Origin of the sequence: Aquitalea pelogenes, from assembly GCF_001515305.1 — a bacterium.
Taxonomy (GTDB): Bacteria; Pseudomonadota; Gammaproteobacteria; order Burkholderiales; family Chromobacteriaceae; genus Aquitalea; species Aquitalea pelogenes.
Genome location: NZ_LNQV01000043.1, coordinates 1 through 12,327 on the forward strand (window position 1 = coordinate 1; position 12,327 = coordinate 12,327).

The 12,327-nt window shown below is 62.0% G+C and carries 10 protein-coding genes and 1 pseudogene; 6 read left to right on the forward strand and 5 right to left on the reverse strand.

The genetic code is table 11. The features are described from left to right. Positions 1-37: 37 nt before the first annotated feature. From AWT75_RS22250 to AWT75_RS16075, 3 genes are all read right to left on the reverse strand, one after another. Complete coding sequence (locus tag AWT75_RS22250) at positions 38-367, reverse strand: class I SAM-dependent methyltransferase (RefSeq protein WP_204377077.1); 330 nt, start codon at positions 365-367, stop codon at positions 38-40. Continuing rightward, complete coding sequence (locus tag AWT75_RS22255; RefSeq protein WP_204377078.1) at positions 298-711, reverse strand: class I SAM-dependent methyltransferase; 414 nt, start codon at positions 709-711, stop codon at positions 298-300. The genes AWT75_RS22250 and AWT75_RS22255 overlap by 70 nt, the downstream gene beginning before the upstream one ends. A gap of 234 nt (positions 712-945) precedes the next feature. After that, positions 946-1,740 (reverse strand): alpha/beta fold hydrolase, encoded by a 795-nt coding sequence (locus AWT75_RS16075; RefSeq protein WP_062790488.1) that lies wholly within the window; start codon positions 1,738-1,740, stop codon positions 946-948. A gap of 164 nt (positions 1,741-1,904) precedes the next feature. On the opposite strand from AWT75_RS16075, the gene dsbD reads away from it, so the two are divergent. From dsbD to AWT75_RS16090, 3 genes are all read left to right on the forward strand, one after another. Next, positions 1,905-3,698 carry a protein-disulfide reductase DsbD gene (gene dsbD, locus AWT75_RS16080; RefSeq protein ID WP_062790452.1) on the forward strand — a complete coding sequence of 598 codons (1,794 nt, stop codon included), beginning with the start codon at positions 1,905-1,907 and terminating at the stop codon, positions 3,696-3,698. Positions 3,699-3,959: 261 nt separating this feature from the next. After that, positions 3,960-5,357, forward strand: coding sequence for a methyl-accepting chemotaxis protein (locus AWT75_RS16085; RefSeq protein ID WP_161937767.1), 1,398 nt, complete (start codon positions 3,960-3,962; stop codon positions 5,355-5,357). A gap of 133 nt (positions 5,358-5,490) precedes the next feature. Continuing rightward, positions 5,491-6,603 carry an AI-2E family transporter gene (locus AWT75_RS16090; RefSeq protein WP_062790458.1) on the forward strand — a complete coding sequence of 371 codons (1,113 nt, stop codon included), beginning with the start codon at positions 5,491-5,493 and terminating at the stop codon, positions 6,601-6,603. A gap of 73 nt (positions 6,604-6,676) precedes the next feature. Here AWT75_RS16090 and AWT75_RS16095 read toward each other — a convergent pair whose 3' ends face one another. Both AWT75_RS16095 and AWT75_RS16100 read right to left on the reverse strand, forming a co-directional pair. Next, positions 6,677-7,864 (reverse strand): acetyl-CoA C-acyltransferase, encoded by a 1,188-nt coding sequence (locus AWT75_RS16095; protein WP_062790461.1) that lies wholly within the window; start codon positions 7,862-7,864, stop codon positions 6,677-6,679. A 35-nt stretch (positions 7,865-7,899) separates the two neighbouring features. Beyond that, on the reverse strand, positions 7,900-8,292 hold the full coding sequence (locus AWT75_RS16100) for a MerR family transcriptional regulator (RefSeq protein WP_045845282.1): 393 nt from the start codon (positions 8,290-8,292) through the stop codon (positions 7,900-7,902). A 144-nt stretch (positions 8,293-8,436) separates the two neighbouring features. Here AWT75_RS16100 and AWT75_RS16105 point away from each other — a divergent pair, with 144 nt between their 5' ends. The 3 genes and pseudogenes from AWT75_RS16105 (at position 8,437) to AWT75_RS16115 (ending at position 12,096) form a co-directional block, all read left to right on the forward strand. Beyond that, positions 8,437-9,288: a 3-hydroxybutyryl-CoA dehydrogenase gene (locus AWT75_RS16105; RefSeq protein ID WP_062790464.1), complete on the forward strand. Its 852-nt coding sequence runs from the start codon at positions 8,437-8,439 to the stop codon at positions 9,286-9,288. A gap of 45 nt (positions 9,289-9,333) precedes the next feature. Next, positions 9,334-10,835, forward strand: a pseudogene (locus AWT75_RS16110) (CoA-acylating methylmalonate-semialdehyde dehydrogenase). A gap of 100 nt (positions 10,836-10,935) precedes the next feature. After that, positions 10,936-12,096, forward strand: a complete 1,161-nt coding sequence (locus AWT75_RS16115) for an acyl-CoA dehydrogenase family protein (protein WP_045845285.1) — start codon at positions 10,936-10,938, stop codon at positions 12,094-12,096. Positions 12,097-12,327 lie beyond the last annotated feature (231 nt).

Here is a 12,327-nt window from a genome sequence, read left to right on the forward strand (position 1 = left end):
GCATGCTGGCCGGGCTGCTGGTGCTCGGCTGGCGGACCTAGTGCGCCAATGCGCGCTGGCGCTGACGCGACAGGCGTACGATGCATCCCTTGTAGGCCTCGCCGCTTTCCATCTTTTGCGGTGCACGCTGGCTGTCATGTCCATAGCCCAGTGCCGCCATTTCCCGGCAGAAACCGGCGCGGTTGCCGCGGTCCGGGTCCACGATGATGACTTCGGCCCCGGGCGCGGCATGGCGATCGATAAAATGAGCCAGTTGGCCGGGCTGTTGCCGCTCGTACAGCACGTCACTGCCGATGATCAGGTCGAACTGCCCCAGTTCCGGATTGCTGCCACCCCAGTCACCGGCGTGATATTGCAGTGGTGACAAGTGGTTGAGCAGCAGGTTTTCCCGCAGGAAATCCGGGCTGCGCGGTGCCAGTCACTGACGGTGACATCCCCGTGACGGCGATGTACCACCATGCTGGCCAAGGCCAGACCGGCACCGATTTCCAGCACGCGCAAACCCAGCAGCGGTTCGCTGCTCATCAGCAAGGCCAGCACGCGGGCAGAGGGCCACAGCAAGCCGAACAAGGGCCAGCTGGCCGGTGAAATGCCACGCTGTTCGGCTTCGCCCAGCGGGTCGGAATATTGCTGGGAATCCAGCAGGGAACGGACAAGATAATCGGTTCCATCAACGGACACCGTTTGTTGCTTGGTCAGATAGCCGGGCATGCCGGGACGCCTTTACAGGGATTGAAGCGGGGTTGCACTGCGAGGAAACGTTCTGATCGAACGGGCAGGCGCTTCAGAAAGGCAGTCGGGCAAGAAGAAGCTGCGGGGACGAAAAGGCAGTCGGACACCACACCCCCGTCTAGGCGGCATGGCAAAAACTGCGCCTAGGGTAACACAGCATGCGCCGGCCGCGACTGGATCTTGTGCAGTGCATGATTCCTGCGCCGCAGGCAGCTAGCCTCCTCCCAGCAGGCCGGGCAGCAGTTGCAGGATGGTCTGCGCCGTCTGCTGTGGCGCTTCCAGCGGAAACAGGTGGCTGCCAGACACTTCATGCAGCTGCATGCCGAAGTGGCGCTGTGCGTAGCGCAGGTCGGATGGCTGCACCACATCATGGCGGCTGGCGGCGACAAAGGCGGTTGGCACGGTCAGTTGACCGCGATACCGCGGGAAATCATGCGGCAGGCCGCAGTAAATCCGGTGTTCAATCTGCGGACGAAAGCGCAAGCGCCGCCCACCCTGGCCGTCGTCCTCGCTGCCATGCAAGGCATAGTCGGCCAGACAGTCCGGGTCGAAACGGGCAAAGGCCGGTTTGCGGGCAAAGTAGTCGTGCATCATTTCCACGCTGGCCCAGCTGTCGCGCCGCCCCAGGGTATTGCCACCGGGGGTGATGCGGTTGATCAGGCCCAGCTGCTTGGCCAGCCAGATCAGCGCCGCACGGCGCGGCCCCATCAAGGGTGAATCCAGAATCACCAGTGCCTTGAACAGTTCCGGTGCACGGATGGCGGCATAAAACAGCAGATAGCCGCCCAGTGAATGGCCGACACCAATCACCGGCTGGCCATAGCGGCTGAGCACGGCAATGGTTTCGTCCACCAGATGCGGCCAGCAGTCCGTCACCGGATACTGCGGGTCGTGGCCGATGCAATCCAGCCAGCCCAGCTGGTAGTGCTGACCCAGTGCGCGCAGCAGCTTGCCGTATACCGGCGCGGGAAAGCTGTTGGCGTGGGCAAAATGAATGATGTCCTGCATGATGTGGTGTTGCGCCCATTTTGATTTGTTATGCGTCGATACTACCGTAAAATGGCGCTTTGCCAGCCGCCGTGACCAGGCAAACCGCTTGCGGCCACCAGCCGGCACGGAACCGGCGGTCACCTTGCTGGTCAACCCTTGCATCTTCCAGATAACGCACCATCATGCCGCACTCCCTGTTACGCCTGTTGTCCCCCTTGTGGCGCCTGCTTGCGCTGCTTGGCCTGCTGGGTCTGAACACTGCCGCACTGGCGGTGAACCAGGCAGACCTGCTGCCACCGGAAAAAGCCTTTGCCGTCAGCGTGGAACGCCAGCCGGACCACCTGCTGCTGCAACTGAAGGTGGCGGACAACTATTACGTGTACCGCGACCGCCTGAGTTTCAGCACCGAACCGGCTGGCTTGCTGGGCAGCCCGGTCTTGCCGCCCGGCCAGACCAAGCAGGACGCCTTTTTTGGCCAGCAGGTGATTTACCATGGCCAGCAGCTGATCAAGCTGCCGCTGCATCCCGGCGCACCGGCCAGTTTCAAGCTGAACGTGAAACTGCAAGGCTGCTCCACCGCCGGCGTGTGCTACCCGCCCTACACCCATCATCTGGACATCAATGCCTACGGCAGCGCCAGCAATGGCAGCAGCAGCTGGCTGGCAGATGCCACGCCGGGAAAGCCGGCGGGTAGTGGCGGCAATCTGGCGGCCAAGGGCTGGCTGGCCACACTGGGCAGCTTCCTCTTGGCCGGTATCGGCATGGCCTTCACTGCCTGCATGTATCCGCTGCTACCCATCGTGTCCTCGCTGATTGCCGGGGAAGGCCAGCACATCACCCGCCAGCGCGGCTTCTGGCTGTCACTGACTTATGTGCAGGGACTGGCGCTCACCTACACGGTGATCGGCATCATCGCCGGACTCACCGGTTCGCTGCTCACCGTCTGGCTGCAACAGCCTGCCGTCATCCTCAGCGCCAGCGTGCTGATGGTGGTGTTTGCCCTGTCCATGTTCGACCTCTACACCATCCAGCTGCCTTCGGCGCTGCAATCGCGGCTGGCCAATGCTTCCAACCGCCTGTCCGGCGGTAAGCTGGCGACGGTGTTTGCCATGGGTGCGCTGTCCGCGCTGATCATCGGCCCGTGCGTGGCCCCGCCGCTGGCGCTGGCGCTGGGCTATATCGGCAGCACCGGCGACGCCGTGCTGGGTGGTGCGGCGCTGTATGCAATGGCGCTGGGGCTGGGTTTGCCGCTGATCCTGATCGGCACGTTTGGCGGCCACGTGCTGCCGCGCGCCGGTGGCTGGATGAAGGCGGTGAAATCTGCCTTTGGCGTGCTGATGCTGGCGCTGGCCATCTGGATGGCCACGCCCTTCCTGCCTGCCATGCTGGTACTGCTGCTGTGGGCGGTGCTGTGCGTGGGCTGTGCCGTGTTCCTGAAGGCATTTGAAACCCTGCCGGGCAATGCCCACATCAGCCACAAGCTGGGCAAGGGCCTGGGCCTGCTGCTGTTCCTGGTGGGGGCAGCGCAGCTGGCCGGGGCGCTGGCCGGGGAAACCGACCCACGCTATCCGCTGAAATGGCTGGCGGGCAACAAGGCACAAGCCGGCATCAGCCAGCAGCCGGTGTTTGCCACGGTCAGCAGCACGGCCGAGCTGGACAGCAAACTGGCCGAAGCCCGCGCCAGCGGCAAACCGCTGCTGCTGGATTTCTATGCCGACTGGTGTGTGTCGTGCAAGGAGATGGAAAGCGAGACCTTTCCCGACGCTGCGGTGAGTCCGCTGATGCAGCGCTTCGTATTGCTGCGGGCGGATGTCACGACCAACCTGCCGCAACATCAGGCCCTGCTCAAGCGCTTTGGTCTGTTCGGCCCTCCGGGCATCATCCTGTTTGACCCGGCAGCTCAGGAAAAGGGTCGGGTGATCGGCTTTACCCCGGCTGCCGAATTTGCCCGCCAACTGCAAAACATGTTGCCTTAATTCAAATGTCATTAACATTCATCATCATTATCGCTAATATCGAGGATCAGTACGGGCAGGGTTCAGTTCCTGTACGTACTGATCCTGTTTTGCGTGCTATTCTGATAGCATTGTGCAGTGCAAAATTTTGGGTCGTACTGACAGGCCATGCCAGCAACTTGCGTGCCGCAAATCAAACCGCAGATGAATGTTGGGGGAATGATGGGTCTCATGTTTTGGGTGAAGAGTGATCGGCCCGCAGCGACCGGGCCGCAAGATGCCGTGTCGGAAGATACCTTGCGCCGCACCGTTACCGCGCTGGCCGAGCGCGTTGGCCGGCTGGGCATTGAATCGGTGGAAATTGACGGCAGGGTGGACACGGTGCATGCGCGCGCCACCAGCCGCACGGAGAAAATGGCATCGATGGTCGAGGCGGTACATTCGCTGTCCGGGGCCAACACCCGTATCGGCGATGCCGCCGAATCCACCCACAAAAATGCCACCGAGGCGGCCACCTGCATGGAAGAAACCCGTGCCACCGTCAAAGTGGCACTGGATGCCATTCTTGAGCTGGTGGACGGTGTTGGCCAGATCGAAGCCAAGCTGCCGGAAATCCTCACCTCGCTGGAACATGTCTCCCAGGTTTCCAAAACCGTCAACGATGTCGCCAAGCAAACCAATCTGCTGGCGCTGAATGCGTCCATCGAGGCGGCCCGCGCCGGAGAGGCCGGCCGCGGTTTTGCCGTGGTGGCAGATAACGTCAAGAACCTGTCAGCCCAGACCGAGGGCGCGGTGCAAATGATTCAGGCCACGCTCAGTGCGCTCAGCAGCCAGGTGGATTCGCTGATCGCCAACAGCCGCGCCGCCTCACAGGTTGCCCAGGCAGCGCGTTCCGGCACGGGCGAGATTGGTTCGGCCGTCACCCGCATTGACCAGATCAGCAAGGACCTGGCCCAGGTCAAGCAATCGGTGGCCGGGATTGTGGAAGAAGCGGTGGGTAACCGCGAACACTGCCGTCATATTGAAGAAGAAATCCGGGTTGTGGCGGAAACCACGCGGGAATCACTGAAGGATATCGAAGTCATCAAGGGCCATACCGCCTCACTGCTGAACATGAGCGAGGACCTGGTTTCGCTGACTTCCGAAGCCGGCATCAAGACAGTGGACACACCGTTTATCGAGAAAATCGTGGCGTCGGCCAAACAGGTGTCCACACTGTTTGAAGATGCGGTGCAACGCGGCGAAATTTCCATCAATGACCTGTTCGATACCCAGTACCAGCAAGTACCGGATATCACGCCACCGCACTACCTGACGCGCAACACCGAATTCTGCGCCCGCCATCTGGGGCCGCTGTGCAATGAAATTGTCGACTCCTCGCCCGACATCATCGCCTGCACACCGGGCGACATGAACAATTACTACCCGATCATCAACCGGGAATTTGCCAAACCGCCCACTGCTGACCCGATATGGAATGCAGCCAACTCCCGCGCCAGAACGCGTCAGCTGGACCGCACCTCGCTCAACCAGATGAAGACCAAGAAGCCCTTTCTGGTCCAGACCTACCGCCGCAATATGGGTGGTGGCCGCTTTGACCTGATGAAAAACTATTCGGCCCCCATCGTGGTACAAGGCCGACAGTGGGGCGTGCTGCGCATCATGGTCAAGGTGAGATAAACGGGCCGGATAATCCGGGAAACAGGGTTTCCCGCGTTGCGCTGGCTTGAAGTTGGCGGGTTGATCCATTAACGTGTCACACCATCGGGCAGGCTTTGTGCCTGCCTTTTTCACTCAGACTCCGGATTTCCTCATGCCGCCCAAACCCTTTCCCAGCATCAGTGTGATGGCCGTGTTGCGCATCGCCGTGATGGGCCTGCTCATCCTGTCCTGTCTCAAGGTCATTCAACCGTTTCTGGGTGCGCTGACCTGGGCCGCCATCATTGCCATTTCCGCCTGGCCGCTGTTTACACGGCTGCGCCTGCGGCTCAATGGCCGCGCCAAGCTGGCGGCAGTCATCATTGTGGGTGCGCTGTCGCTGACGCTGGCCATTCCCATCGGCCTGATGGCGCTGACGCTGGCCGATACCATTCCGCAACTGGCATCCATGTCGCGTGACCTCACCAGCATTCACCTGCCCAATGCCCCGGCCTGGGTCAACACCCTGCCGCTGGTGGGCGAGTCACTGCACAAGTTCTGGATGAGCGTGCAACTGGACCTGCCGGGCTTTATCGACAAAATCCGCCCGGCCATCAACAAGGCCGCCTTGTGGGCACTGGAAAGCGGGGCTGCGGCCAGCCTGAGCATGCTGGAAATCGTGCTGGCCATCGTGATTGCCGGCCTGTTGCTGATCAATGGTGACAAGCTGTGGGACGCCGCAGAACTGGCCATCAGCAAGCTGGGCGGCGCCACGGCAGACGAATTGCCCGAGGTGATTGCGCGTACCATCCGCAGCGTCACCACCGGGGTGGTGGGCACGGCACTGGCACAAACCGTGCTGTGCGTGATCGGCCTGTTGATTGCCGGGGTGCCCGGTGCACTGGTGCTGGGCTTTCTGTGCTTCATCGTGGCGGTGGCGCAGCTGCCCACGCTGATCATCTGGCTGCCCGCTGCCGGCTGGGTGTTTTACTCGGGAGAGACCGGCATGGGCATTTTCCTGCTGGCGTGGGGCTTCTTGCTGGTCAATACCATCGACAACGTGCTCAAGCCGCTGCTGATCAGCCAGGGCGCACAAATGCCCTTGTCCATCATTTTCATGGGGGTGATTGGCGGTCTGCTGGCCTGGGGCCTGCTGGGCCTGTTCATCGGCCCTACCCTGCTGGCCGTGGGCTTTACCCTGTTCCGCCACTGGCTGCGGCCGGAGGATTACCCGGAGCAAACCGAGGAGTCCGAGCCGCCGTGTGATATACAGGAAGAGCGTCGCTAAGCCAACTTGGCTAGCGGTTTGCTTCCATGAAAAAAGCGCCCTGCAGGGCGCTTTTTTGTTGCACGGGCTGTAGTTACAACAGTTCCAGCGCCACCGCCGTGGCCTCGCCACCACCAATGCACAGGCTGGCCACGCCGCGTTTGCCGCCATGCTGACGCAGGGCGGACAGCAGGGTCACCATCACCCGCGCGCCAGATGCGCCAATCGGGTGGCCCAGTGCACAGGCCCCGCCATGCACATTTACCTTGTCATGCGGCAAGCCCAGCTCCTGCATGGCCGCCATGGTCACCACGGCAAAGGCTTCGTTGATTTCAAACAGGTCGACATCGCCCACCGTCCAGCCGGTCCTGGCCAACAGCTTGCGCATGGCCCCCACCGGCGCGGTAGTGAACAGGCCAGGCTCCTGCGCGTGGGTGGCATGCGCTACCAAGCGGGCCAGCGGCTTGAGACCGCGACGGGCGGCTTCGCTCGCCGTCATCAACACCAGCGCGGCGGCACCATCGGAAATGGAGCTGGAATTGGCCGCCGTCACCGTGCCGTCCTTGCGAAAAGCCGGTTTCAGGCTGGCAATCTTGTCGAGCCGGGCCTTGAGCGGCTGCTCGTCAATTTCCATGGCTTGCGTAGCTGTCTTGCCCTCCACCAGCACCGGGGTGATTTCCTCGCGGAAGCGGCCCTCGGCAATGGCTTGCTGGGCGCGGGTGAGCGAGGCGATGGCAAAGGCGTCCTGTGCTTCGCGGCTGAAGCCGTAATCACCGGCACAGTTTTCGGCAAACACGCCCATCAGCTTGCCCTTGTCATAGGCATCTTCCAGCCCGTCGAGGAACATGTGGTCCTTGATTTCACCATGCCCCAGCCGCAGGCCACCACGCGCCTTGGGAATCAGATAGGGCGAATTGCTCATGCTCTCCATGCCACCGGCCACCATCACGCTGGCCGAGCCCGCCAATAGCAGGTCGTGCGCCAGCATGGCGGCTTTCATGCCGGAGCCACACATCTTGTTGATGGTGGTGCAACCGGCCGCCAGCGGCAGTCCGGCTCCCAGCGCAGCCTGGCGGGCCGGGGCCTGGCCCTGACCGGCGGGCAGCACACAGCCCATGATCACCTCGTCGACATCCTCGGCAGCCACACCAGCCCGCTCTACGGCGGCGCGAATGGCAGCTGCACCCAGCTGGCTGGCCGTCTGGCTGGCAAACATGCCCTGAAAGCCGCCCATGGCGGTACGGGCCATGCCCACAATCACAATCGATTCTTGCTGTTGCATCTGTCTGTTCCTTCCTGAATGGCTTGCTTGCCCGGCTACGGTGTTGATGCTGCCTGTTTGCCCAGTGCCTTTTCGCACTGGCTGCGGATCTGGCTGATTTCCCCCATCACCACGCGGATATCGTCCAGTTGTTCCTGCAATTGCTGTTCCTTGCGGCTGAGGATGCGGATGAATTCGCGCAGCTGCGGTTCGTCGTTGCTGGCGGCATCGTACAAATCGAACAGCTCGCGGATTTCCAGCAAGGACAGGCCGATGCGCTTGCCACGCAGAATCAGCATCAGCCGCACCCGGTCGCGCCGGGTATAGATGCGGCGCTGGCCATCGCGCTGCGGCTCCAGCAGCCCCTGGTCTTCGTAAAAGCGGATGGTGCGCGTGGTGACGTCAAATTCCTGTGCCAGCTGGCTGATACTGTAGGTCACGCCTTGCATGCCTGTTCCCCTGTTGTTGTTTTGGCCCTGCCCTTTGCCTGCTGGCAGCAGACAGCCGTGTTTTGATCCCCGATGCCAGATTGTTGATTGACGTTGACGTAAACGTCAAGTTATTGTGATAAAAACAACGCAGGAGAACAGCACATGACAACACAAAAAATCGGCGTGGTTGGAGCAGGCACCATGGGCAACGGCATTGCCCAGGTGTTTGCCATGCATGGCTTTGCAGTGCGGCTGGCCGATGTCAGCGAGGCAGCCCTGCACAAGGGGCTGGCCGCCATTGGCAACAGCCTGGCGCGCATGGCCAAGAAAGGCAGCATTGCCGAAGCCGACATCGCCGGCATTCTGGCGCGCATCCACCCCACCACCCGGCTGGCCGAGCTGGCCGACCGTGATCTGGTCGTCGAAGCCGCTACCGAAAACCCGGCCATCAAGGAGTCCATCTTCCGCGAACTGGGCAGCGTGGTGCGGGCAGACGCCATTCTGGCATCCAACACCTCGTCCATTTCGCTCACCCGCATTGCCGCCTGGGTGCCACAGCCAGAACGCGTGGTGGGCATGCACTTCATGAACCCGGTGCCTTTGATGCAGCTGGTGGAAATCATCCGCGCCATCCAGACCGCCGACCACACTTACCAGAAGGTATTCGAACTGGCGGTGGCGCTGGGCAAGACCCCGGTGACGGTGAAGGACGGGCCGGGCTTTGTCTCCAACCGCATCCTGATGCCGATGATCAACGAAGCGGCCTTTGCCCTGTTCGAAAACCTGGCCACGGCGGAAGACATCGACACCGTGATGAAGCTGGGCATGAACCACCCTATCGGCCCGCTGGCACTGGCCGACCTGATTGGCCTGGATACCTGCCTGTCCATCATGGACATCCTTTATACCGAATTCCGTGACAGCAAATACCGCGCCTGCCCGCTGCTGGCACAGCTGGTGGCGGCCGGGCATCTGGGTCGCAAGAGTGGCAAGGGTTTTTATCACTACGACTGACATACCAAGACGGCACACAAGCCGCCAAGCACAGGAGAGTTGCAGATGAAACAGGCTGTTCCCAGCGTCAAGCTGCTGATCAACGGTGAATTCGTCGAATCGCAGAGCCAAGAGTGGCGCGACATCATCAACCCGGCCACGCAAGAAGTACTGGCACGGGTCCCCATGGCCACTGCCGGGGAAGTCGAGGCCGCGGTCGCCAGCGCCAAAACGGCCTTTGCCAGCTGGAAGAAAACCCCCATCGGCACCCGCGCACGGATTTTCCTCAAGTACCAGCAGTTGATCCGCGAGCACATGAAGGAACTGGCCGCGCTACTGACGGCAGAACAGGGCAAAACCCTGGCCGATGCCGAGGGCGATATCTTCCGCGGTCTGGAAGTGGTGGAACACGCCGCCAGCATTGGCAATCTGCAACTGGGTGAATACGCCGAAAACGTGGCCGGAGGCGTGGATACCTACACCGTGCAACAGCCACTGGGCGTATGTGCCGGCATCACCCCTTTCAACTTCCCGGCGATGATTCCGCTGTGGATGTTCCCGATGGCCATCGCCACCGGCAATACCTTTGTGCTGAAACCGTCCGAACAGGACCCGATGGTGACCATGCAGCTGGTGGAACTGGCCTTGCAGGCTGGCATCCCGGCGGGCGTGCTGAATGTGGTGCATGGCGGCGAAGCGGTGGTGAATGCCATTTGCGACCACCCGGACATCAAGGCCATCTCCTTTGTCGGCTCCAGCCGCGTCGGCACCCACGTTTACAACCGCGCCAGCCTGGCCGGCAAACGGGTGCAATGCATGATGGGCGCCAAGAACCACGCCATCGTGCTGCCGGACGCCAACAAGGAACAGGCGCTGAACCAGCTCACCGGCGCGGCATTCGGCGCGGCCGGCCAGCGCTGCATGGCCTTGAGCGTGGCGGTGCTGGTGGGTGAAGCGCGCAGCTGGATTCCCGATCTGGTGGCCAAGGCCAAGTCCCTGCGCGTGGGCGCAGGCAAGGACAACCCGGACCTGGGCCCGCTGATTTCCTGCGCTGCCCGCGAACGGTAACTGGCCTGATCAAGCAAGGCGTGGCCGAAGGCGCGGTGCTGGAGCTGGATGGCCGGGAAGTACAAGTGGATGGCTACCCGGAGGGCAACTTTGTCGGCCCCACCATTTTCTCTGGCGTCACCACAGACATGGCCATTTACCGGCAGGAAATCTTCGGCCCGGTGCTGTGCCTGCTGGGCGTGGACACGCTGGATGAGGCCATTGCCATCATCAATGCCAACCCCAATGGCAACGGCACCGCCATCTTCACCCAGAGCGGTGCTGCCGCACGGCGCTTCCAGGAGGACATCGACGTCGGTCAGGTCGGCATCAATGTGCCGATTCCGGTGCCGGTGCCACTGTTCAGCTTTACCGGCTCGCGCGGCTCCAAACTGGGCGACCTCGGCCCATATGGCAAGCAGGTGATCCTGTTCTACACCCAGACCAAAACCGTCACCAGCCGCTGGTTCGACGACGAGGCCAGCAGCGGCAAGGTGCACACCACCATTTCGCTGCGCTGAGTTGCACTGATCAAGGCAGACCGATTCACGTCAGATAAAACAAGACAGCAGCAGGCCGCCATCCCCCACCGGCCCGGCTGCTGCAAGAGGAGAAACCGACATGGACTTTGCACTCAACGAACAGCAACTGGCCTTCCAGGACAGCGCGCGCGACTTTGCCAGCAGCCGCCTGGCCCCGTTTGCCGCCGAATGGGACCTGGAAGAAACCTTCCCGCTTGCCACCATCCGCGAAGCCGGTGACATGGGCTTTCTCGGCCTGTACACCCCGGAAAGCCACGGCGGGCTGGGCCTGTCGCGGCTGGATTCGGCCATCGTGTTTGAAGAACTGGCCGCCGGCTGCACTTCCACCGCCGCCTATCTCACCATCCACAATATGGTGAGCTGGATGATTGCCAGCTTCGGCAGCGCCACGCTGGCCGGAGAATGGGTGCCACGCATGGTGAGCGGCGAAGTGCTGGGCAGCTACTGTCTGACCGAGCCGGGTGCCGGCTCCGATGCCGCCTCGCTCAAGACCCGCGCCGAGAAAAAGGGCGAAGTCTATGTGCTGAACGGCAGCAAGATGTTCATCTCCGGCGCAGGCAGCACCGATGTGCTGGTAGTGATGGCCCGTACCGGCGGCCCCGGCCCCAAAGGCGTGTCGGCCTTTGTGGTGCCCGCCAACGCACCCGGCGTGCAGTATGGCAAGAAGGAAAAGAAAATGGGCTGGAACAGCCAGCCCACCCGCGCCATCACCTTCGACAATGTGGAAATTCCGGCAGGCAACCTGCTGGGCGAGGAAGGCATGGGCTTTGCCTATGCCATGAAGGGGCTGGATGGTGGCCGCATCAATATCGCCACCTGCGCCGTCGGCACCGCCCAGGCCGCGCTGAATGCCGCCCAGCGCTATGTGCAGGAGCGGCAGCAGTTCGGCCAGCCGCTGGCCGACTTCCAGACCGTGCAATTCCGCCTGGCCGACATGCTGACCGAGCTGGTGGCCGCGCGCCAGATGGTACGTCTGGCGGCATTCAAGCTTGACAGCGGCAGCACCGACGCCAGTGCCTACTGTGCCATGGCCAAGCGCTTTGCCACCGATCTGTCATTCAATGTCGCCAATAATGCCTTGCAGCTGTTTGGCGGCTATGGCTACCTGAAGGACTTCCCGCTGGAGCGCCATGTACGCGATGCCCGCGTGCATCAGATTCTGGAAGGCACCAACGAAGTGATGCGCATGATCGTCGCCCGGCAGTTGCTGAAGGACGGCGCGCTGGAGAACCTCCGTTGAGAACCTCCATGCACCCTGTTTGTGTGGTGCATGTTGCAATACAGGATTGATGTTGACGACGCAGCCACGGCCCCATCAAGCCTGCCGCCGGATGGCAGGCCCGAGGTATTAAGAGCTGCTAACAAAACATCGTAGAGAACCCGGGCCAAGGCGCGCCGCCGCAGACAGTACATGGCGTACGGCAAGGCGGCGCAACGCTGGAGCGGGGATTTTGTTAGCGGGTCGAAGCGG